The following is a 22364-nucleotide window of genomic DNA, read 5'->3' as shown; positions in this document are numbered from 1 at the left end:
GGTGTGTGTGCCGGACTCTCCGCCGTCCTGTACACGAATATGGGCGAGGCGCGGAACGCGATTCTGATCTCGTCGGCGGATGCGGTGGTCGTGGTGGGCGGTTCCTGGGGAACGCTGTCGGAGCTGGCGCTGGCGAATCGACGTGGGGGCGTGCCGGTGGTGTCGATCGGCGGATGGCAGATCCTCGATGCGGAGGGCGAGACCGTCGAGGGGAGTCACCGGGCGGCGAATGCGGCCGAGGCGGTCGCATTCGCCGTGGCCGGTGCTCGACCCGCCGGCTGACGCCGGGCTCGCCTCAGGGCGCGAAGCTAGCTCCCGCCGACGCCGAGAGCCGTGAGCAGCACGAGTACGAGAGTCGCGACGGCCAGGACGCCGTGCCCGCCGACGATCGCCACCGGGAAATGCCGCTCGGCGGGATCCCCGGCCTCGGGTGCGGCCACCTGCCCGGTGGTGCGGGCGCGGTAGACGGGCAGCCAGCGCAACAGCATCACGAATCCGAGCAGCGCGACCGGAACCAGCAGTCCGAATCCGACCCAGGCCAAGGCGTCGTTGTCGATCACGAGATAGACGATCCACACCACCAGACCGGCCACGGCGAGCAGGAAGTGCCCGAAGACCACCGGCGGCGGCAGATGACTGGAACCCGGTTGTCGCACACCGCCTTTGGCGATCCAGGTGGCCAGCAGGAAGAACCCTCCGCCCGCGGTGAGCAGCCAGAGGATCAGAGCTGCGATGCCCATGATGACTCCCGAGTGTGAGAAGGGAAGGTCAGCGGCGGTAGCCGGTGGCCTGGGTGCTTTCGCCGGCGACCCGGACGCCGTAGCGGTAGGCGAGTTTGCCGCCGAGATATCCGGATATGCCCAGCACGAGCAGGGATGCGATCGACAAGACCAGGGGCCCGACGGGTGTCGCGCGATCGGTGCCGGCCGCGGTCCGCCACCAGAAGTTCAGTGCATAGGCGACGGTGATGATCAGGTTCAGGCTCATGTGGATCAGCCCGGTGCGGAACGCGGGCGTGCCGGACGGGATGGCGAACAGGTCCAGAAAGCCGATCGAGGCGGCGGCCAACGCGCCGAGCACGCCGATCGCCACCAGCCATTCGGCCCCGCGGGCGAGAAACTGCGGGTCGTCGACGATGTGGGAGCCGATGTCGAAGACGAGGCTCGCGACCCACGCCCCGATCGGCACCGTCACCAGGATCGGGTGGAACGGATGCCCGTACGGCCCGGCCAGTGCGGCGCTGACGGGTTGTTTGGCCTGCTCCATATCTCCGGCTGCGACATCACCGGCCATGGCTCCACGCTCCCTCGGTCGAGGTTCAGTTTCGCCAATAAGTATTGGCGAAACTGTATCGGTGGTCAATACAACGCATGTGAATCGATGCCACCGATCTTTCGACCCAATGGATTCGGCGTTATTGTGGTCGAATGACCAGCGATTCGGCGATCGGTGCGGTCGCGGTGCTCGATGACGACCTGCGGCGCGGCATGTACAGATTCATTCGCGGCGCCCGGCGGCCCGTGACTCGGGACGAAGCGGCCGAACAGGTCGGGATCTCGCGGAAGCTGGCGGCCTTCCATCTGGACAAACTCGTCGCCGCCGGACTTCTCCAGGCGCGTTACGAACAGACCGGCGGCCTGCGCCGGGTCGGCCGCGCTCCCAAGGTGTACGAGCCCACCGCCGCCGAGGTGCGGGTGAACATCCCCGAACGCCGCCACGAAGTGCTGGCCGAAATCCTGATGGATGCGGTGCTGGCCGAGAGTGCCGGCGAAACGGCCCGCGACGCCGCCGAACGAGTCGCGGCCGAACGCGGAAACGCCTTGGGCCACAACGCCCGCGAGCGCCTACGCCCCGGCCGCCTCGGCGTCGAGCGCGCCCTGACGGTGGTGCAGGCGATCCTGTCCGACCAGGGCTTCGAACCCAGCCGCGACCCGCTGAACTGCCTACGCCTGCGCAACTGCCCCTTCCACCCCCTCTCCACCCAAGCCCCCGGCCTGGTCTGCGGCCTCAACCACGCCTACCTGCGCGGGGTGCTCACGGGCCTGAAAGCCGAGGCGATCGAAGCGGTACTCGCGCCGACCGCCGGCGAATGCTGCGTGGAACTCCGCCCCGCGCACTAGGTGTGGGCGGGACGAGGCTGTGGTCGGCAACCGGGCGTGATGGCCGGCGAAGTCTTCGGCCGGCCATCACGATGAGCCGATCTGCTCTCAGGCGGCCAGGTTGGCCAACTGCGGGAGTCGCGACACCAGTGCGTCGAGTTCCTCGCGCCAGCGGCGATGCACGTTGAGGCGCTCGGGGGCTCCGGTGTGCGGCATGCGGTAGTACACCTTCGACCACAGCGGGTTGATCTTCATCTCCGTGAACATGGCCGTGCTGAAATGCTCGGCGCACACCAGGTTCGCGGGCCGGCCCGTCCACTTGTTGGCCTCGACGATGACGACCGACGTATTGGTCAGCACGACGAAGTAGTACTTGCGCACGAACAGCATCGCGAACCGCACGTAGGGCAGGTCGTCCACCCACGGGCTCGGGCCGGTGATCGCCTGGAAGGCGAGCTGCATCTGCTCACCCGGCGGGGCGAATTCGACCAGCTTCTCGGCCAGCTGTTTCTGGATCGTCGATTTACGGAATGCCATGCGGCCCACCCCCGTTGAAGATTCCCCCGGCACCGTGCCGGTGGAACGCACCGACCTTAGCGGCATTCGCGCGCGCCTGCCACCCCGCGATCGAACCCGCGGGGAGGCGTCGCGATCCGGTGCGGCATCAGCGGCCGGCCGCCGCGGCGCTGTCCAGCGCGTCGAGGGCGGCGAGTTCGGCGGTCAGTTCGGCGCGGATCGCGGTGATCGCGTCCCGGCCGATCGGTAGCCGCAGCGGCGGTGTGGGCGATTCGACGGCCGCGATGATCTGCTGCGCGGCATCGTCGGGATCGCCGTAGACGCTCGGGTCCAGGGTAGACAAACGGTCGAAGGCCGCTCGGACACTGGCGCCGTAGTCGGGATGCGTGACAGGCGTAATCCCCAGCGACGCAACGAAACCGGTGCCGAACATACCGGGCTCGACGATGGTCACATCGATGCCGAGATGGGCGACCTCCCGGAGCAGCCCCTCGTTCATGCCCTCGACGGCGAATTTCGTTGCGGCATAAAGGCCCAGGCCCGGCGACGGCGCGGCCACACCGGCTACCGACGAGATCTGCACGAGGTGGCCGCCCTTCTGCTCGCGCAATACCGGCAGTGCGGCGCGCACGACGTTGAGCGATCCGAACACATTGGTTTCGAATACCGCGCGCACTTCGCTGTCCGGAATCTCCTCGAGCGCACCGAACACCCCGTAGCCGGCGTTGTTCACGACCACGTCGATCCGGCCGAAGGCCTGCTTCGCGCGCGCGATCGCCTGCCGGGACTGCTCGGCGTCGGTGACGTCCAGCGGGGTCACCAGGATTCGCCCGGGATGCTCGTCCGCCAGTTCCCGCAGGGCCTGCGCGCGCTGAGGGTCGCGGGCCGTCGCCGCGATCCGGCCCCCGGCGGACGCGATCGCACGAGTCAGTGCCAATCCGAATCCGGAGGAGGCCCCTGTTATCAGCCACACCTTGTCTGTCGCCATCGCAATGTCCTCACCTGCGGTTAATTAGGATACTGCTCGTATCGTATCCAAAAGGTTAGACTTGCGCCATGGTCGAGGTGAAACAGTCGCGCGGTCCGGGCCGGCCGCGCAGTGAACGATCCAGGCGCGCGGTGCTGGAGGCGGCCCGCGACCTGCTGACCGACCGCGGCCTGCCGGGCCTGAGTGCGGACGAGATCGCCGCCCGCGCCGGAGTCAGCAAAAACACCATCTACCGCTGGTGGCCCACCAAGGCGGCCGTCCTGATGGATGCGTTCACCGACGCCTTCGCGGACCGGATGAGCGTCCCCGCCGAGGGGGATGCCCTGACCCGTCTGCGCACCACGGTCCGCCGCGTGGCGACCTTGATGAGCGATCCCGACGCGCGACGTCCTTTCGTAGCCCTGGTCGCCGCCGCGCAGCACGATCCGGAATTGGCTGCGGCGCTGCGAGATCGGTTCATCGCCGGGCGGCGGGCCGAGGTGGGTGAGCTCCTCGCCGACGCCCGATCCGCCGGCCGCCTTCCCGCAGGTCTCGACCCCGACACTGCCATCGATCTGATCTACGGCGCCCTCTATTACCGGCTGCTGGTCAGTGGGGAGACCATCGATTCCGGCTATGCGGACCGAATTCTGACCGCGATGGGCCTCCTCCCGGACTGAACGACGCTGAACGAGTTGGCCGTCCGGTTCTCTCGGGAAGCGTCGACGGTCGCGTCCGATTAGCGCCAGCACCGGCCGGGACCGATTCCTAGCGTCGTGTTCATGGACAACGACCTGCTGATCGACACCCGTGCTCCGGTCCTGCGCACGGCCGTCGTCGGACTGATGGCGGTGGCGGCCGGGCTCGGCACCGCGACCATGTACGTACTGCAGCCGGGGATCGCGGCGGTGGCGGGATCGCTGCACGCGTCGGTCGCGGAAATGGGGATAGCGCTGGCGTGCGGGCCGGTCGGCTATCTGCTGGGGCTCGCCCTCCTGGTTCCGCTGGTGGACCGGTATCCACCTCGGACAGTGGTGTCGCTGCAGTTCGCCGCGCTCGCCGCGGCCTCGGCGATCGGCGCCGCGGCCGGGGCGGTGTGGTTGCTCGGCCCGGTGATCGGCCTGATCGGTGCGGCCTCTTCGGTGGGAGCCCAGATGAGCTCGGTGGCAGGGCGTTTCGCGGAACCGAGCCGGCGTGCGACGGTGCTGGGAACCGTGACGGCGGGGATATCGGCCGGAATTCTGGCCGGGCGAATCGTCGGCGGTTGGCTCACCGACCTCATCGGCTGGCGGGGCATGCTGCTCGTCTTCGCGGCGGCGTGTGTGGTGCTCGCGGCGGCGACCCGGGTCGTGCTGCCCGCCGCAACCGCCCCGGTCGCCTCCGGATATCTGGCGATGCTGCGCGGGCTGCCGGGACTGTTCACCCGCTGTCCGTCGCTGGGGTCGGCGGCCCTTCGCGGCACCTTGTGGTTCTTCGCCTTCTGCACGGTGTGGGGCGGTCTCGCGGCGGCCTTGTCACAGCCTCCGTTCTCCTACTCGTCCGAGCGAATCGGCTTGTACGCGTTCGCCGGACTGGCCGGTGTCGCCGCGACGCGCATCGCGGGAGCGTGGACGGATCGGGTGGGGGCGCGTCGTGTGATCCTGGTGGGTCTCGTCGTCGCCGGTACAGCCGCGGTGATACTCGCTGTCGCCCTGTCGAATACGGTGCTCGCCCTGCTCTGTCTCGGTCTGTTCGACGCGGGCCTGTTCGCGGCGCAGGTCGCCAATCAGAGCACGGTGCTGGCCATCGACCCGGGCTCACCCGCCCGGTTCAACAGCGCCTACATGGTCGTGTATTTCGTCGGGGGCAGCGCCGGCACCGCCTTCGGTGCGGCCGCGGTGAGCTGGTTCGGATGGGCTGTTACGGCGGTGATAGCAGCGCTGGCGATCGCGGCGGCAGGTACCCTCACCGCCGGTAGTCGAAAGCGCGTCGATCAATCCCCGTAACCCGTTGTGGGCCAAGAGGATCGGTTGCGCGGCGGGGGATCGTTGCGGGGGTATGGGTCGGCATCCGGTCGCGGTGGCCGGGTGGGCCAGCTCGGCCGGGGGTCGTCGTGAGGGCGGCCGGACGGGACGCGCCGGTGGCCGCCGGTGGGCTCTCCGGTGCGGCCGTCGATACGCCGGTGACTGCCCGTATCGGTCCGGCGATCATCGATGCGCCGGTGACTGCCCGTATCGGCCCGGGGATCGTCGATGCGCCGGTGGCCGCCGGTGTCGGCGCGGCGTCGGCCCCCGGTCGCATCGGGCGAGGTGGCGGTGCGGCGACGGGTGGGCGGCTCGGCCGGACGCCCTTCGACGCGGCGATGACTGCCCGTATTCGGTCCACCGCGGTGGTCGATGTGGTCGTGACCGGCCCTGTTCTCCCGGCCCTGCACGCGCCGACTTCCTGCGGTCTCGTCACGCGCGGCGACGCGGCGGTGGCTGCCGGTGGTCTCGGCCGCACTCTCCGCCCGGCGCCGGCCCGTGGCAACGGCACGGCGGGGTTCGGGTTCGGGCTCGTAGTCGTCGAAGCCGGCGCGTTGCCCGAAGGGGCGGGCCAGCAGGACCGCGATGGCGGTGGTCAAGGGCACCGACAGTGCGAGGCAGATGCCGCCGACCGCGGATCGGGTGATTTCGATGGCCACCGCATCACCGGTGAGCACGTCGCTGATGGAGCGCCCGGCGACGGAGAACATCAGCAGCAACGGCAGCGCGCCGCCGGCGTAGGCCAGGACCAGGGTGTACACCGTGCTGGCGATGTGGTCGCGGCCGACGCGCATGGCGGCCGCGAAAACCTCACGCCGCGTTGCCTCTTCGTCGAGTGCGGCGAGTTCGAAAGCGGCCGAGGCCTGGGTGATGGTGACGTCGTTGAGCACACCGAGGGAGCCGATGATGAAGCCCGCGAGCAGCAGGCCGGTAATGCTGACGTGCTGGATATAGGTGGCGACGTTGGTGTTCTGCTCCTCGGACAATCCGGTCAGATTCGTCACCTCCAGCGCGACCCACGACAGCACCGCCGCGAGCACCATCGCGCTCAGTGTGCCCAGCAGCGCCGAACTGGTCCGCAGATTGACGCCGTGCGCCAGATAGAGGACCGCGTAGAGAATCAGCGCTCCCGAGACGAGGGCAACCGGCAGCGCGGGCTTCCCGTCGAGCAGTGCGGGCAGCAGGAATACGACCAGCACCCCGAAGGCGAACACCAGGCCGAGCACGGCGCGCAAACCGCGCCACCGCGCCACCGCGACGATCACCACCACGAAGACGAGCGTGATCAGCAGCAGGGGCATGCCGCGCGAATAGTCGTCGAAGGAATAGATGGTGGTTCCGCTCGGGTCGTCCTGGCGAACCAGCCGAATGTGGTCTCCGGCATGCAAATCGGGTTGTCCCGGCCCCGGCGCGATTTCGAGCAGCGTACGGCTGCCTTTGTTCGGCCCCGATTCGATCGAGACCAGACTGCGCTGGCAGGTGTAGGCATTGGTCGGCGGTGGTTGCGGAGTATCGGGAAACGCGCGCCCGTTCGACGGACTCCCGCACGGCCCCATATCCTGCATCGCCACGGTCCCGGCCTCGGTCTGCACCGCCCCGCCGCCACCGTTCTGCATCGGCAACGGAATATCCACATGCTGCCGACTGGGCCACAACCAGATCATGGCGATCACGACGATCACCCCGATCGCGGTGAGCACCCCCACCACCACCCGAGCCGCCGTAGCCCCGATAGCAATGGGCCCGGAATGGTCATGATGGTGATGATGATGCTCGCTCACCGCAGGGAGCTTAAAGGAACTTATTTTCAACAGCAGCGCGTACTACGTCTCCGCGTGCTTTGGCCGGATTCACGCGCCCGCTTCAGCCTCAAAGAACAACCGCACACCTGATCACGCAAACGCGGAGAGGCGGTACAGCGGGGAGGCGGGGGAGCGGGCGGCGGAGACATCCCCCTGCTCTCCGCCGCCCGAAAGGGATCCGACGGCCCAGGGGGGGTAGGCGGTCGAATCCAGGGCCGAGCGGCCCAGGGGGGGTAGGCGGCTCGGCCGGGCACTGTGAGTGCCGAGGACTACTGTACACAAAAGTTCGAAGTTTGCGCCAGTAAAGTCTTCAAAAACCTACTTTTCCAAACTCCCGGTTTGTTTTGGCACGTCCCGGCCCCGACTACTGGCGGTAGCTGGAGAGGAAATTGCCGAAGCGCTCGATCGCCACGGCCAGATCCCGGGCCCACGGCAGCGTCACGATGCGCAGGTGATCGTGCTGCGGCCAGTTGAAGCCGGTGCCCTGCACCATCAGGATCTTCTCCTGAAGCAGCAGGTCGAGCACCAGTTTTCCGTCGTCGTGGATGTCGTGCACCTCGGGATCCAGCCGCGGGAACGCGTACAGCGCGCCCTTCGGCTTCACGCACGAGACGCCGGGGATCATATTGAGCTTCTCCCACGCCACATCGCGCTGCTCGAGCAGCCGCCCGCCGGGCAGGATCAGATCCTCGATGCTCTGGTAGCCGCCGAGCGCCACCTGAATCGCGTGCTGAGCGGGCACGTTCGGGCACAGCCGGGTGGAGGCCAGCAGGTCGATGCCCTCGAGGAATCCGGCCGCGTGTTCCTTGGGGCCGGTGATGACCAGCCAGCCGGACCGGTATCCGGCCACGCGATAGGCCTTGGAGAGGCCGTTGAAGGTGAGGCACAGCAGGTCGGGAGCCAGGCTGGCGAGCGAGATGTGCTTGGTGTCGTCGTAGAGGATCTTGTCGTAGATCTCGTCGGCGAGCAGCAACAGCTGATGTTTACGAGCGAGGTCCACCAGCTGCTGCAGCACCTCCGACGAGTACACCGCGCCGGTGGGGTTGTTCGGGTTGATCACCAGCAGGGCCTTGGTCTTGTCGGTGATCTTCGATTCGATATCGGCCACATCCGGCTGCCAGCCGTTGGACTCGTCGCACAGGTAGTGCACGGCGGTGCCGCCGGCGAGACTGGTCATGGCGGTCCACAGCGGATAGTCCGGTGCGGGGATGAGCACCTCGTCGCCGCTGTCGAGCAGCGCCTGCATCGTCATCGTGATCAGTTCGGAGACGCCGTTGCCCAGGTAGACGTCGTCCACGTCGAATTCGGGGAAGCCGGGGACCAGCTCGTACCGGGTCACGATCGCGCGGCGCGCGGGCAGGATGCCCTTGGATTCGGAGTAGCCCTGCGCGTACGGCAGCGCGGCGATCATGTCGCGCATGATCACATCGGGGGCGTCGAAACCGAACGGCGCCGGGTTGCCGATGTTCAGCTTCAGGATGCGATGGCCCTCGGCCTCCAGTCGTGCCGCATGTGCGTGCACCGGCCCACGGATTTCGTAGAGAACGTTCTGGAGCTTCAGGGACTGCTCCAGAATCCGGGGCGGCTGATGCGGTGACTGACTGGTAGGGCTCACCTGTTCAATGGTGCCACCGCCCCGCAACTGCATATCCGAGGCATCGCCCCCGCGCTGTATCGGCGTTGCGCCGGTCACATCGGGGCCGGCGCGCCCGCCGCTCAGGTCGGCGGATTGGCCGGCAGCATCCCGGTGGCGACCGTGGTGCCGCAGAACTCCTCGATCCGTTCGTCCAGACGGCGCGCCTCGACCGCGTCGCGGAAGCGGGGAGTGGCGATGCGACGGCGCAGTCCGGTGAGCCGCTCCTCGAGTTGGGCGATGCGGCGATCCTCGGAGAGTTCGAGTACCGGACTCAGTGCGTCGCCGGCGCCGTCGAGACTGCCGTTGATCAGCTGGGCCGCTGCGTTGTCGACCCGCGCGAGCGCCTCGGCTCCGTACGACCGCTGTTCGCGAGGGCCGCCGCTGTACAACTCGATGGTGCGCTGGGTTTCGGCCAGGGCCGGTTCGGCCTGGCCGAGATGGATGTAGGTGGCGCCGGCGTAGTAATGACTCTTGGCCTCCGGGAAGCCGAAGACACCGCCGGTCTCGTCGTGCAGTTCGTCGGTGCCGGTGCCCGCGCGTGCGGCCTCGGCGGCGCGGATGCAGCGTTCGGCGTCCGCGGCGCTGCCGAGTTTGGACCAGATGCGCGCCTCGATGTTGTGCAGCCGGACCTTCGCGGTCACCGAGTCGGCGTACTGCTGACCGTTCTGCGCGAGTGCCACCGCCCGGCGCGGCCGCTCGGACCAGTATTCGATCAGCGCCTGCATGCCGCGCGTCCACGCGCGTAATCCGTTGTGGCCGCACAGTTCCGCATAGGCCCAGGCCGCACGGGCCTGTTCTCCGGCGGCGTCGAGATGTCCGAGATCGGTACTGGCGTTGGCCAGCAGACCCGACAGCGTTCCGGCCAGCAGATACAAATGGCTTGTGTCCGCGGGCTTCTGGTGGCCTTCGAGCAGCCGGTACACCCGCCGGCGCACCCGCAGCATCTCCACCATCATCGGAACCGGCGGCACGTGGACATACTCTCTGGCGATGCGGGTGGCATCGGCGTCGAGCTGTTCCAGCGCGGAGGCGCCGACGTTACTCGCCTCGGCGCGACCGGCGTGCTCGCTGGCTTCGTGGGCAGCCGCCATGATCAGATCCCTCTCCGAAATCTCGGCTAACGCATCACCTCTCATCGCACCTGCGTCTACGAGTGCCAAAAGTTCCGCGTCGCTCGAATACTTGCTGCGCGTCGAATGACCTTGACGCACCTCGAATTCCGGTTCCGGCCGATCGATGACGGGCTGATCGATCATGGCCGCGAACCGTGCCCGCACGACTTCGTCGGACCTGGCGAGTGATGTGTCCAGCGCGGCCTGGTTGACCGGGCGCGGATGCACCCGGGCACCGCCAGCCTCCCATTTCGACACCAGGCGTTCGTGTACACCGAGATGGGCCGCGAACTCCCTGATGCTCATGCGTTTGGCATCGCGGAGGGCGCGGGCTTCCTTACCTGACCACTGCCGGACCACGATGTCATCCCTTCCGCGCGAACTGGTCTCCAGAGTACGAGCGGACGGTGATCACGGCCACAACCGAAACCGAGCTGGTACAGGGGAATTGGCTGGTCCCGGCGGTTTGGGCAGTGAAAGGGCAGTGCAGGGCGCGTGTGGGGGCGTTTCGGGGACGTCGCAGTGGCGGGAGCCTTGAAGATATCGAGAGAGTCGCCGTGAAGGTCGGGAAACTGTGAACGTCGAGAAGCTCAGAACCGCCGACGATTGGGTGATGTTCTATCGGCATCACGCCGGTCTGACATGTATCCAGCGTGGGGGATTCGTCACGCTGCCGGTGACCGGCGCCGTCGGTGTCGTGCATCTGCCGGCCGACCGCGCCGAAGCGGTGTGCCGATCGCTGACCGAACACGGCGGGTGCGGGCCGGTGCTGGCCCGGCGCGCGCGCTGGAGCTTTCTCGTATTTCCCGACAGCCGGCCCGGTGGGCAGATCGCGGAGATTCTGCAGCGTCTCGATATCGGCATCCCGGCCGACGGCGGCGAGACCATGATGCCCACCAGCCTGGGTCGATGGACCCGCGAGGGTTGTCACTGGATCGTGCCGCCGGGGCCCGACCTGGAACTTCCACCCCTTTCGATAGTCGTCACGACGGCGCTGGCGGTGGGAAGAGGCGGCGAGGACTGAACCCGCAGACCGGTCCTCGCCGCTGCCGATCCGGGTCCGCCTCGTTGCCTGTCGGGGGCGGACCCGGATTCGGAACGTGGATACCATCACATCCGGAACAGTCCTTCTTCAGATTTGACCCATTTGTGACATGTTGACGTTTAAGATTGCCGGATGAAGCTCCAGCGCCTTACCGCGATATCCGCACTGGTCGTCGGCGCCGTCACCGCCGGAACTACGGCCGCGCACGCCGAACCGGCCGCCGCACCCCAACCGGCGGCGATCAAGTACTCCATGAGACTCGTCGACAAGACCGTGGTGACCACCCTGCAGGGCGGCACCTTCCGGATCGCCGCGGACGGCAAGTCCTACGCCATCACCGATCCCCACGGCGCCACCGTGGTCTCACTGCCGACCGAGGTGCGCGTCGCCGGGACCGAGGTGCCGGTGACACCGGTGGTCAAGAACGACGGCACCGTCCTCGAGTTGACGCCGCAGCGCACCGTCACCGTCGACAAGCCGGTCACCGTACAACCGATCGCCTCGCCGCTGGAGAACCATCGCGCGATGAACGACTTCGAAACCAATTTCGGCGTCGCGACCGCCGTCGGCACCTTCCTGGGTACCGCTGTCGGCGCCATCATCGGCGGTGTCACCGGCTGCATCCTGGGTTTGCCGCTGCTGGGTGTCGGGTGCATTCCGGCCGCGGTCGCCGGCGCCGGTATCGGTGGCATCCTGGGCACGATCGCGATCGGCGGTCCCGCGCTGGCGATCACCGGATTGGACATGATCGGCACCCTGTCGGCCGCGCCGGGTACGACCAAGTGGGCCGACGACAAGTAGGTCCGGTTCCGGCCGACCGCGGTCCGACTGTGCCGCAACCCGATTCGCGGCACAGTGCCTTGTGAGGGCCCCCAGTACTGGGGGCTCCTCCGCTGGTGGGCATGCGCGTAACATCGACCCGCTTGCGTGGCCGAAAGTGGTGAGCTCGAAGCGAATTCACCGCAAACCCGCAGGTGTGACGGCGCTCGTCGAGGGGGCGGGCGCCGAGATTCGATGACGGAATGGAAGTATCGATGAATCTCCGCAGCCTCACCGCGGCCTCCGCGCTGACGATCGGCGCACTGACCGCCGGGCTGACCACCGCCCACGCCGACCCGGCTCCCACGCCGGAGCAGACCGGGATCAGGTACTCGGTCAAACTCGTGGACAAGACGGTCGTGACGACCTTGCAAGGGGGGACCTTCCGGCTGGCGCAGGACGAGAAGTCGTACTCCGTCACCGATTCCCACGGCGCCACCGTGGTTTCGCTGCCCACCGATGTGCGCGTCGACGATGTCGCCGTTCCGGTGAAGCCGGTGGTGAAGAACGACGGCACCGTCCTCGAACTGACGCCGCAGAAGACGATGACCACCGACCATCCGGTCACCGTCCAGTCGATCGCGTCGCCGCTCGAGAACCAGCGCGCGATGAACGACTTCTCCACCCAGTTCGGACTCGCCACGGCCGTGGGCGGATTCGTCGGCACCGCGATCGGCGTCGTGGTCGGCGGAATCACCGGCTGCATCCTGGGCCTGCCGCTGCTCGGCGTGGGCTGCATCCCCGCCGCGATCGCCGGCGCCGGCGTCGGCGGCATCCTCGGCACCATCGCCGTCGGTGGCCCCGCACTCGGCATCGCGGGTATGGACCTGATCAACACCCTGCAGGCCGCCCCGGGAACCAGCAAGTGGGCCAAGGACTCCGCGGGCAACTAGGAGTTACACACCATCGAAGGCCGGTCGCTCGCGCAGCGGCCGGCCTTCGGCGTTGCGGCGAACCCGCCGCTATCCGTGGATGCTCCGATTCGCAGGCCGGTAGTGCCGGAAACGACACGGGGGCGCTGCCGGTGTCGGCAGCGCCCCCGTGCGGTGAGGCGAACTACTTCTTGCGGCCCGGGGCCTTCGCTCCGGACTTGAAGCCCAGGCCACCCGGCTTGGCGGTCGGAGGCTGGACCTCACCGTTGCCGCTGTCGGCGGATTCGGTAGAGGCCGCCGGTGCCTCCGGTGCGGGAGCCGACTCGGTCGCCGGAGCCTCGGTCTCGGCTGCTTCGCCGCCGGCCGCGTCGGCCGGTGCCGCGCCGTTACCGGATTCCTTTGCCGCCGGGGCGGATTCGGAAGCGGCGGGCGCGGCGGTGCCCGGGGCCTTGGGGCCGGGGCGCTTGAAGCCGGACTTCATCGCCAGACCCTTCGGCGCCACCGTCGGTTTGGTTTCGGTGGGGCCGGTGGACGTGGCGGTCGGAGCCGACTCGGCCGGTTCCGCGGGCGCCTCCGAAGCGGGCGCCTCGGCCGGGGCTTCGCTAGCGGGCTTGGCGCCCGGAGCCTTCGCCTTGCCCTTCATGGCGAGGCCCTTGCCGCCGGGTGCCTTCGCGGCACCCTTCATGGCCAGGCCGCCGGGCTTGGCGGTCGGTGCTGCCGGAGCCTCGGCTGCGGACGCCTCTGCCGCGGGGGCCTCGGCGGGCTTCGGAGTTGCCTTGGCGCCCGGTGCTTTCGCCGCGCCCTTCATGGCCAGGCCCTTGCCGCCGGGTGCCTTGGCGGCGCCCTTCATGGCCAGACCACCCGGCTTGGCGGCGGGCGCTTCCGCGCTCGCCTCGGCGGCCTCGGGCTCCGGCGTCGCCTTGGCGCCCGGTGCTTTCGCCGCGCCCTTCATGGCCAGGCCCTTGCCGCCGGGTGCCTTACCGCCACCCTTCATCGCCAGGCCCTTACCGGCGGCCGGGGCGGCCTGCTCGGCAGGCGCCTCCGCCTCGGTGACCGCGGCTTCGGCAACGGCGGCCTCGGCGGCCGGTGCGGCCGCGGCTTCGGCGACCGGTTCGGGAGCCTTGGGCTGCTGAACCACCTTCAGGTTCTCCGACAGCGCCGCGGGCTCGACCCGGTCGATCGACTGCAGCATCAGCTGCGCCACGTCCACGACCTCGACGCCCTGGCCGACCTCGCCGGAATCCTTGCGCGCGGTCACACCGTCGGTGAGCATCACGCGGCAGAAGGGGCAGCCGGTGGCGATCAGCGACGGCGAGTTACCGCCGTCCAGGGTGGCCAGCGCCTCGTCGGTCCGGTCGAGGTTGACTCGCTTTCCGAGTTGTTCCTCCATCCACATGCGGGCACCACCGGCGCCACAGCACATCGAACGCTCGCCGTGGCGCGGCATCTCGCTGACCTTCGCACCGGAGGCGGCCATCAGCTCACGCGGCGCGTTGTAGATCTTGTTGTGCCGGCCCAGGTAGCAGGGGTCGTGATAGGTGACCTTCTCCGACACCGGCTTCACCTGAACGAGCTTGCGCTGCCGCACCAGCCGGTTCAGCAGCTGCGTGTGGTGCACGACCTCGTAGGTGCCGCCCACCTGCGGATACTCGTTGTTGAGCGCGTTGAAGCAGTGCGCACAGGTGACGACGATCTTCTTCTTCGACGGCTCCACGCCCTCGAAGACCGAATTCAGCGTCTCGATGTTCTGCATCGCCAACTGCTGGAACAGGAATTCGTTACCCGCGCGGCGAGCCGAGTCACCGGTACAGGTTTCCTCCGCACCCAGCACCATGAATTTCACGCCGGCCGTGGCGAGCAGTTCGGCGACGGCCTTGGTGGTCTTCTTGGCACGGTCCTCGTAGGCACCGGCACAGCCGACCCAGAACAGATATTCGTATCCGTCGAAACTCTCGGCGTCCTGGCCGAATACCGGAATATCGAAGTCCAGCTCCGACATCCAGTTCAAGCGATCCTTGGCGTTCTGGCCCCAGGGGTTGCCCTTGTTCTCCAGATTCTTGAACAGACCGGCCAGCTCGGAGGGGAATTCCGATTCGATCAGAACCTGGTAGCGACGCATATCGATGATGTGGTCGACGTGCTCGATATCCACCGGGCACTGCTCGACACAGGCGCCACAGGTGGTGCAGGACCACAGCACCTCGGGGTCGATGATGCCGTTGACATCCTCGCCACCGACCAGCGGACGCTCGGCCTCGGCCTTGGCCGCCTCCGAGATCTTCGCCAGCGCGGCCTCGTTCGGCTTGCCCTCGGCGTCGACCAGGCCGACCTCGTCGCCGCCCATATCCTTACGGCCACCGGCGAGCAGGTAGGGCGCCTTGGCCGCACCGTGGTCGCGCAGCGACATGATCAGCAGCTTCGGCGAGAGCGGTTTACCGGTGTTCCACGCCGGGCACTGGCTCTGGCAGCGACCGCATTCGGTGCAGGTGGTGAAGTCCAGCCAGCCCTTCCAGGAGAAGTCCTCGATCCGCCCGGCGCCGAGGGTGTCGGTATCGGGGTCGACGTTCTCCATATCCAGGGCGCGGCCCTTGGACATCATCGGCTTGGCCGCACCCAGGGCGACGCCGCCGTCGTCCTCACGCTTGAAGTAGATGTTGAAGAAGGCGGAGAACCGGTGCCACGCCACACCCCAGGTGATGTTGCGACCGACGTAATAGAGGAATGCCATACCCGACATCAGCTTGATGAAGGCGAAGATCGACACCATCGTCGCGTTGGCGGGCAGCAATTCGGCGACCCGCATCGTGAAGAAGTCGGTCGCGGGGTTGCCCTCGCCGTTCAGCGCGATCTTGCCGGCCTTGACGAAGATCATGCCGAGGCCTTCCATCAGCACGATCGCTTCGATCACATAGGCGGGCCCGAACTTCGAACCGCTGAAGCGCGAGAGGCGCTGCGGGATCCGCGGGTGATTGAGCTGGCGAATGGTGATCAGCGTCAGGATGCCGACCACCGTTCCGATGCCCATCAGCTCGTCCCAGAAGTGGTACACACCCCAGTTGCCGATGATCGGCCAATGGAATTCGGGGTCGAACGTCTGCCCGTACGCCTCGAACCAGAGGATGGCGCCGGTGATGAAGCCGATCATCACCAGCCAGTGCGCCCAGCCGACGGTGCGGAACTTGTTCATGCGGGTATGGGCGATGAACTCGACCAGCATCGTCTTGAGGCGTGGGAAGAACGGCCGCCAACGATCGGGTGCCGGCTGACCGACCCTGATCGCGCTGAAGATCTTCCACGCGCCGCCGATGAACGACGCCCAGCACACCAGGCTGAGCACCGCTCCAATCGTGCCCAGCGTCACTGTCAGGGCATTCATGTCGCGACCTTCCTTCGGTTCCACGAGCATTCCGGCGACCGGGCTGGGGTCGCCGTCGGTTGCTCGTATCGTAACGGGCAGTAAGTTACCCGCCGGTAACTTATCTGTCCATCGTATGATGCACGAGTGGTCTATCCCAGGTTGTGGGGTCCAACCGTACTGGGGGTGTGACCGTTCTCACGTGTTGTCCTGCGGTTTTGGCGTGGGCGCGGTCGTCTGACACGGTAAATCCCGGCAAATCCGGTGCTCAAGCCAGGACAGGCTTACTCGCCGCGAAGGCGAACCGTTGTGGAATTCCGCGTTAATTGTTAGGGCACATAACAATTCTCGCTTTCGGTCGGGGTATTCGACTAAGCTCACCTCGTCCTGCTTGCTGTGTGCACCTTCACACTGCTCGGGGAGGTCCGTCAGGTTTGAAGTCGGGGTTGATGGCCTGATGGATGCGTGGGCTCTCGCGGAGAAGTTGCGTGCGGCAAACCCTGATGACGGATTGGAAACCGAATGAAGCTCCGCAGAGGTACTGCGGTCGCCGCTATGGTCATCGGCGCAATGACCGTGGCGTTGGGAACTGCCAACGCCGACCCTGCACCAGCCCCGGCCCCGGCCGCCGACGCCAAGCCGGGGATCGACTACTCCACCAAACTGGTCGACAAGACTGTCGTCACCAAGCTCAAGAACGGCACGTTCGAGCTCGTGGAGAAGCACGGCGCGACTCCCGACCAGAAGCAGCAGGTCGTCGACATCAAGGACCAGGCCGGCAATGTCGCCCTGGAGATGCCGATCGACTACCGGATCGCGGGCGTTCAGATTCCGATCAAGCCGGTGCTCAAAGACAACGGCACGGTACTCGAGCTGACGCCGGACAAGCCCGCCAACGTCGACCTGACCAAGCCGGTCGCCGCCGCCCCCGTGGCCGCGGTCGCGGACACGAAGGTCGACCAGCAGGCGCCGATCCAGGCCGATAAGCCGGTTCTGGTCGCCAAGGATGTCGCCTCGCCGATCGAGAACCAGCGCGCGATGAGCGACTTCGCCACCAAGTTCGGTCTGGCGACCGCGATCGGTGGTTTCGTCGGTACCGCCATCGGCGCCGCGATCGGTTGTGTCGTGACGATCGTCGCCGGCTGCATCCCGGGTCTGGTGACCGGCGCCGGCGTCGGCGGCATCGTGGGCACCGTCGCGGTGGGCGGCCCTGCTCTGGTCGCGGCGGGCGTCGAGCTCGTCAACACCATGCAGGCCGCCGACGGCACCACCCAGTGGTCGGATGCGGCCATGGCGGCGGCCAGCGGCCAGGCGCAGCAGGCCAACCAGCCGAAGTAGTTCGCGGCGCGGAGCCGGTCATCGGCCGGCTCCTGGACGTGTACGGCCCGTCTTCCGCACGGAAGGCGGGCCGTTGTCGTTGTGCCGGTCAGTCCGCGAACCGCAGCCGCCCGGTGTAGCTCACCTCGCCGAGCGGTGTGCCGAATTCGGCGAAGGACCGTTCGGCGATCTCGAAACGTCCGTCCTCGCGGACCAGGAGGACTGTGCTGCAGCGGGTTCCGTGCCAGTCGTTGGCGACGAAGCGGGCCGATACCGAGCGTTCCTGATCCGGCGACAATCCGGTGTGCGGTAGTTCGGCGTCGGGTGCGATGGTGGGGTCGGCCAGGACGTCGAAGTAGTCCTCGACAGCGGGCGAACCGACTATCGCGCTCAGCGCGCGCACGCCGTCGCGCACCTTCGGCCACGCTGTGGCGCCGGTGTCGGTGTGCACGGTGTCGTCTCCGGTGCCCTCGCTCTCCGCGGTCCGACCATCCGCGATGCCTGCCGTCCGTTCGGAACCGGGAAGGGTCGAACCGAGGAGGGCGGCATTGGACAGCCCGTGTACTCCCGGCGGGAGGGCCAGCGGAGTGGCCTCGCTGCGATTGCTCTGCCACCACAGCGTCTCCAGATCGGAGACCACCAGGTTGTAGCCGTTGTAGTCGTCCAGATCGGCCGCGGTGGTACGAACGAACTTCTCCGGGGCAGTGGAGGCGGTCAGATAGTCCATCAGCAGGGCGCCGCGGGAGCGGGCATCGGTGCGCCTCTCGTTCGGGCCGCGCACATTGGTGACGGTCGCGAACCGGCCGGCCTCGGGGACGATCCCCAGCCAGGTGCCCGGCACGCCGTCCGGAGCTCCGAGATCACGCCCGGCCAGCAGGTTCGGCCGCTCCGGCCACCAGCGCATCGATTCGGTTGGGCGCGTGTAGAACTCGTCGCGATTGCCCGCCACGATCAGCCGATACTCCGGATGCGCGCGCCACCCGATCAACACCAGACACATAACTCCAGCATGCCCCAGCCGCTGTGCCGGCACTATCGCGGCCGCAGCCACCGAGTCTCGTCACCGGCGCGCGAAGGCGCCCCGTCGGCGCGAGCCACGGTGGGCTCGGTGCTGCCGACGAGGCGCCTCCTCGTGGCGATCAGCCGACCGGGATGGTGGGCGGATTGCAGTCCGCGGTCCGTCCGCCGCCCGACAGGGTGTCCAGCAGGCAGCCGAGGTTGATCTGGCTGCTGCCGGAGGACAGACCGGCGGTATCGGACGCGGCTACCGGCGTGGCGGTCGTCGCCGATGCGATGGGGGCGGCGACGAGAAGTGAAGTGGCGCAGAGCAAACCGGCGGCGAAAAGCTTCGTTGTGAACATGCGTGCGATCCTTCCATCCGGCAGCGCGGAGAAGGATCCCCGAATTGCGCTGCCCCGAATGCTCGGGGCACACCGGTTCCCGCCCCGGATACGACGAAAGCCCGGCATTGCTGCCGGGCCTTCGACGATGCTCGAAGCGCTCAGTTGGTGCGAACCCGCAGACCCGGGTTGTCGGAGAGCACCTGGTTCACCGGCTGCGCGAACAGCTGGGGCGCGTCACCGGTCAGGGCGCCGATCAGGTTCGGGATCTCGCAGATCGGGTAGTCGGCCACCGAGGAGGCGCTGGAGATGCCCAGGGCCATGGTGCCGGTGACGATCGGGCCGCCCGAATCACCCGGCAGCGCACAGATGTTCGCCGAGAAGGCCTGGGTCAGGTCACGGTCACCGACCTGCACGGTCTGATCCACGGCGTTGACCACGCCGCAGCTGAAGCCGGTGCGCGAACCCGACTTGCAGACCGGGGCGCCGACGACGGGATCGGCCACACCGGTGATCGCGATCGGCGCGGCACCGGGGACCCGGACCAGGTTGTTGGCGAAGCGATCCCGGCTGCCGCCATCGATCGAGACGATCGAGTAGTCCTGGTTGCCCAGGATCGACTTCTGGAACGAGCCCAGCTGGGCGCCGATGTGGTTGCCCGGCAGCAGCTCGAACATGCCCGGCGCGTTCGCGGTACCGGCGGCCGGAATGTTCGGATCGCAGTGTCCGGCAGTGATGTTCACGGGGTTGCCGTTGCGGTCCTCACCGTTGAAGCCGGTGGAGCAGACCAGCTGCATCTTGCCGGCCACCGAGGCGTAGGCGTCTCCGCCGGCGCGGGGAGCGTTGGGCTGCTCACCGGCAACCGGCTTCACCTGCGCGTCGGACTCCGGCGGGCCGACCGGGGGAGCGGCCATCACGATCACGTGCGCCGGGTCGACGAAGCCCGGCATCGGCACGCCGGCCTTGTCCACGCGCACCGCGATGCTGTTGTTGACGGTATCGATCACGACGCCGCGCACGGCCTGCACGACGGCCTCGGGCTGGCCCGAGAGCCACTGCTGGAAGGCGTTCTTCTCGCTGCGCAGCACGGTCTGGCTCTTGGCCACGTCCTTCACGCCGAATCCGGCGTCCTGAGCGGCCTTCTTCGCCTCGTCGAGGCCCTGGCCCGGGGCCAGCGCCACCACGGCCTTGCCGGCGTCGTCGAGCCACGCGCCCGCGAACGCCTGCGGGAACTGACGCTGCGCGGTGGCCGTGAAGGCCGCCACGTGCTGCGCCACATCGGCGCGGTGCAGGTACTCCTCCGGCGAGATCTTCAGGTCGCGCTGCACGGCCGCGACGAGATCGGCAGGCAGGTTCGGGGCCGGGGCGGGCGCGGGGTCCGCGGACGAGGTCGCCGCGAGCGGCCCGAGAACCAGAACCGCCGCCGAGGCGGCGACGGCCGCGCTGCGGAGGCGGGTGCGCGGGGCACGTCCCGCGGCGGACGAAAGTCGGATGCGTGGCAGGAGCATGAGGCGACTATATGGGGTTTGCGCGGCTATGCCTACTTGTCGCGGACTTTGGCCGAACTCACACCGGGCATACCGGAAATCGATACCCGCTGTTCACCCGGTCCGTATCGCGCCGAGGGGCACGTCCGCTCCGGCGGACGTGCCCCTCGGCGCAGTGGAAGGATCGTCAGCCCGCGTTCGGGCGCGTACGCACCGTGATGCCGGCGCCCAGGCCGCCACCGGAATTGGCGTCGATATCGCTGAGGATCTGCCGGATCGGGATGCCCAGCGTGGCGGTGCCGCCGTACTGCGCCAGATCCATGTTGGCGGCCTTGCAATCGGGTGCGTCGGCGGCGTTGGAACCGCTGGTGATGCCCAGGGCGAGGGTGCCCGAGACGATCGCCCCGCCGCTGTCGCCACCGAGCGTGCACGCCGAGCTGGCGAAGCCGCGCACGGTCTTCGATTCGCCCTCGGCGGTGAACAGCGCCGTCTCGACCCGGTCGGCCACCACGAACCCGCAGGTGAAGGTGGACGACTGCCCCGACTTGCAGATCGGGGCGCCGGTGATCGGTTCGGCGGTTCCGGTCAGTGTGAGGGTGGTGCCGTTGCCGCCACGCACCGAGGGCTGGTCCATACCGGCGGTGATCGCCCGCTCGTTGAGCTTGATCACCGAGTAGTCCAGTCCGGTGCTGCCGCCCAGCTGCGCCTTCACGAAGGTGCCGAACTGTGGGCTGGCCTTCAGGTTGCGCACGTTCGGCAGGTAGACCCCGGCCTCGGAGTTGCCCTTGCCCACGTTCGGATCACAGTGTCCGGCACTGATATTCAGCGCGTTCCCGGCGGCGTCGATGCTGTTGAAGCCGAAGGAGCAGACGTCCACCGACTTCAGGGCGGAATCGTCGAGGGAGGTAGGAGCGCTGATGTAGGTGTCGCCCGCCATCGGTCGGTGCTCGACCGGGCCGCCGCCGTCGGGCGAGAGCACGACCTTGACGTTGGCGATCAGGGTCGGAAGGTTCAGCAGGTGACCGGCCGGGGTGTTCGCGACGCTCAGCACCAGCTGGCTGTTCAGGAAATCGATGGCGACCGAATTGATCCCGGCCGACAGTTCCCGCGGCAGCCCGCCGATCCACTTGACCAGCTGGTCGAGCGAGCTCTCCAGATTGTCGGCCGAAATCGGCGCCAGGCGAGTCTGATATCCGGCGGAGTTGGCGATGCGCGCGGCGTCGAGCGAGGTCACCGCCATCACCGGCTTGCCGTCGGCGCCGAGCCACGCCCCGGCGAAAGCCTGCGGGTGTGAGGAGCGGAATTCGCGGGCGTAGTCGCGCAACTGCTGGGCACGGGCGGCACGGTCCAGATACTCCGCGGGCGACATCTTCAGATCGCGGCCGATGGCCTGCACCAGTTCGGGCGGCAGCGTGTCGGCCGCCGACTGGGCCGGCGCCGGATCGGCGAGCGCGGGCGATGTGGCGATCCACGGGCCGAGAAGCAGAGTCGAAGCGAGGGCGACAGCAGCAGTTTTCACCGACGCGCGTGCCACCGAGGCGCGTCCGACCGTGGCGCGACGCGCCGCCAACTTGCGCATGGAGTCCCTTCGTCAGGCACATACGTGCCGGCCACCCGTGGGCGGTAAACCATTGGGTGGCAACAGCCCTCGACCATCAAACAGACCGCTCGCCCGGTGCGACGTCCGGAACGACCGGTCAGCGCATCACTTTAGGGCACAACGGCGTGAGTTTCGCTACGAAATCATCACGGAGTCGGTGACTAGGAGAACTGCAGGCCCGGCGGCAGCGGCAATCCGGGCACCGGTTCCAGACCGTTGGGCGTGGTCGTGGTGGTGCGCGGAGTGGTCGTGGGCCGTTGCCACGTGGTGGTCCCCGGCGGCGTGGTCGGCGTCGGAGTCACGGTCGGCGTGGGCGGCGGCGATCCGGCCACCGCGACAGCCCTGCTGAAACTGGCCCGCACGGTCCGCACCGGCTCCCGGCCCACGGCCGCGC

18 protein-coding genes and 3 pseudogenes are annotated in these 22364 nt (G+C 68.0%); 8 read left to right on the top strand and 13 right to left on the bottom strand.

What is annotated here, in order from left to right; all coding sequences use genetic code 11:
* A pseudogene (locus tag A5780_RS34610) lies at positions 1 to 282 on the top strand (dethiobiotin synthetase); the annotation flags it as partial.
* A 26-nt stretch (positions 283 to 308) separates the two neighbouring features.
* Here the strand turns inward: A5780_RS34610 and A5780_RS34605 are convergent.
* The gene (locus tag A5780_RS34605) at positions 309 to 740 is read right to left on the bottom strand and encodes a hypothetical protein (RefSeq protein WP_064911161.1); all 432 of its coding nucleotides are present in this window, start codon (positions 738 to 740) and stop codon (positions 309 to 311) included.
* Between the two features lie 28 nt (positions 741 to 768).
* A complete protein-coding gene (locus tag A5780_RS34600) occupies positions 769 to 1293 on the bottom strand; it encodes a DUF2231 domain-containing protein (RefSeq protein WP_030514301.1) in 525 nt (174 codons plus the stop codon).
* A gap of 134 nt (positions 1294 to 1427) precedes the next feature.
* On the opposite strand from A5780_RS34600, the gene A5780_RS34595 reads away from it, so the two are divergent.
* Positions 1428 to 2120: a metalloregulator ArsR/SmtB family transcription factor gene (locus A5780_RS34595; RefSeq protein ID WP_064911160.1), complete on the top strand. Its 693-nt coding sequence runs from the start codon at positions 1428 to 1430 to the stop codon at positions 2118 to 2120.
* Between the two features lie 87 nt (positions 2121 to 2207).
* Here the strand turns inward: A5780_RS34595 and A5780_RS34590 are convergent, their stop codons facing one another.
* Positions 2208 to 2636: a hypothetical protein gene (locus tag A5780_RS34590; protein WP_064907133.1), complete on the bottom strand. Its 429-nt coding sequence runs from the start codon at positions 2634 to 2636 to the stop codon at positions 2208 to 2210.
* A 127-nt stretch (positions 2637 to 2763) separates the two neighbouring features.
* Complete coding sequence (locus A5780_RS34585) at positions 2764 to 3603, bottom strand: SDR family oxidoreductase (protein WP_064911159.1); 840 nt, start codon at positions 3601 to 3603, stop codon at positions 2764 to 2766.
* 68 nt (positions 3604 to 3671) lie between these two features.
* Here A5780_RS34585 and A5780_RS34580 point away from each other — a divergent pair, with 68 nt between their 5' ends.
* Both A5780_RS34580 and A5780_RS34575 read left to right on the top strand, forming a co-directional pair.
* Positions 3672 to 4262 (top strand): TetR/AcrR family transcriptional regulator, encoded by a 591-nt coding sequence (locus A5780_RS34580; protein WP_064911158.1) that lies wholly within the window; start codon positions 3672 to 3674, stop codon positions 4260 to 4262.
* A 102-nt stretch (positions 4263 to 4364) separates the two neighbouring features.
* Positions 4365 to 5567, top strand: coding sequence for an MFS transporter (locus tag A5780_RS34575; RefSeq protein ID WP_064911157.1), 1203 nt, complete (start codon positions 4365 to 4367; stop codon positions 5565 to 5567).
* 575 nt (positions 5568 to 6142) lie between these two features.
* Here the strand turns inward: A5780_RS34575 and A5780_RS34570 are convergent.
* The 3 genes and pseudogenes from A5780_RS34570 to A5780_RS34560 form a co-directional block, all read right to left on the bottom strand.
* Positions 6143 to 7366, bottom strand: a pseudogene (locus A5780_RS34570) (YibE/F family protein); the annotation flags it as partial.
* A 385-nt stretch (positions 7367 to 7751) separates the two neighbouring features.
* Positions 7752 to 9011, bottom strand: coding sequence for an aminotransferase class I/II-fold pyridoxal phosphate-dependent enzyme (locus A5780_RS34565; protein WP_036523778.1), 1260 nt, complete (start codon positions 9009 to 9011; stop codon positions 7752 to 7754).
* Between the two features lie 92 nt (positions 9012 to 9103).
* Positions 9104 to 10441, bottom strand: coding sequence for a hypothetical protein (locus A5780_RS34560; protein ID WP_082856777.1), 1338 nt, complete (start codon positions 10439 to 10441; stop codon positions 9104 to 9106).
* Positions 10442 to 10709: 268 nt separating this feature from the next.
* On the opposite strand from A5780_RS34560, the gene A5780_RS34555 reads away from it, so the two are divergent.
* The 3 genes from A5780_RS34555 to A5780_RS34545 all read left to right on the top strand — a co-directional run bounded on the left by A5780_RS34555 (position 10710) and on the right by A5780_RS34545 (position 12892).
* Positions 10710 to 11159 (top strand): hypothetical protein, encoded by a 450-nt coding sequence (locus A5780_RS34555; RefSeq protein ID WP_064903397.1) that lies wholly within the window; start codon positions 10710 to 10712, stop codon positions 11157 to 11159.
* 153 nt (positions 11160 to 11312) lie between these two features.
* Positions 11313 to 11981, top strand: a complete 669-nt coding sequence (locus tag A5780_RS34550; protein WP_064911156.1) for a hypothetical protein — start codon at positions 11313 to 11315, stop codon at positions 11979 to 11981.
* Between the two features lie 233 nt (positions 11982 to 12214).
* On the top strand, positions 12215 to 12892 hold the full coding sequence (locus A5780_RS34545) for a hypothetical protein (protein ID WP_030514312.1): 678 nt from the start codon (positions 12215 to 12217) through the stop codon (positions 12890 to 12892).
* A gap of 163 nt (positions 12893 to 13055) precedes the next feature.
* On the opposite strand, the gene A5780_RS34540 is transcribed toward A5780_RS34545, so the two are convergent.
* Positions 13056 to 16247 (bottom strand): (Fe-S)-binding protein, encoded by a 3192-nt coding sequence (locus A5780_RS34540; protein ID WP_064911163.1) that lies wholly within the window; start codon positions 16245 to 16247, stop codon positions 13056 to 13058.
* 549 nt (positions 16248 to 16796) lie between these two features.
* Between A5780_RS34540 and A5780_RS34535 the strand changes: the two genes are divergently transcribed.
* Positions 16797 to 17564 (top strand): hypothetical protein, encoded by a 768-nt coding sequence (locus A5780_RS34535; RefSeq protein ID WP_227463074.1) that lies wholly within the window; start codon positions 16797 to 16799, stop codon positions 17562 to 17564.
* A gap of 88 nt (positions 17565 to 17652) precedes the next feature.
* On the opposite strand, the gene A5780_RS34530 is transcribed toward A5780_RS34535, so the two are convergent.
* The 5 genes and pseudogenes from A5780_RS34530 to A5780_RS41520 all read right to left on the bottom strand — a co-directional run.
* A complete protein-coding gene (locus A5780_RS34530) occupies positions 17653 to 18543 on the bottom strand; it encodes an NRDE family protein (protein ID WP_064911155.1) in 891 nt (296 codons plus the stop codon).
* A gap of 139 nt (positions 18544 to 18682) precedes the next feature.
* Positions 18683 to 18904: a hypothetical protein gene (locus A5780_RS34525; protein ID WP_063019371.1), complete on the bottom strand. Its 222-nt coding sequence runs from the start codon at positions 18902 to 18904 to the stop codon at positions 18683 to 18685.
* A 140-nt stretch (positions 18905 to 19044) separates the two neighbouring features.
* Positions 19045 to 20391 carry a S1 family peptidase gene (locus A5780_RS34520; RefSeq protein ID WP_063019369.1) on the bottom strand — a complete coding sequence of 449 codons (1347 nt, stop codon included), beginning with the start codon at positions 20389 to 20391 and terminating at the stop codon, positions 19045 to 19047.
* A 166-nt stretch (positions 20392 to 20557) separates the two neighbouring features.
* The gene (locus A5780_RS34515) at positions 20558 to 21949 is read right to left on the bottom strand and encodes a S1 family peptidase (protein WP_064911154.1); all 1392 of its coding nucleotides are present in this window, start codon (positions 21947 to 21949) and stop codon (positions 20558 to 20560) included.
* Between the two features lie 182 nt (positions 21950 to 22131).
* Positions 22132 to 22364 (bottom strand): annotated as a pseudogene (locus A5780_RS41520) (hypothetical protein); the annotation flags it as partial.

It is taken from the genome of Nocardia sp. 852002-20019_SCH5090214, assembly GCF_001665865.1.
Lineage (GTDB): Bacteria > Actinomycetota > Actinomycetes > Mycobacteriales > Mycobacteriaceae > Nocardia > Nocardia nova.
Note: the sequence above shows the minus strand (reverse complement) of the source record. Positions and strands in the feature narration are given on the sequence as shown.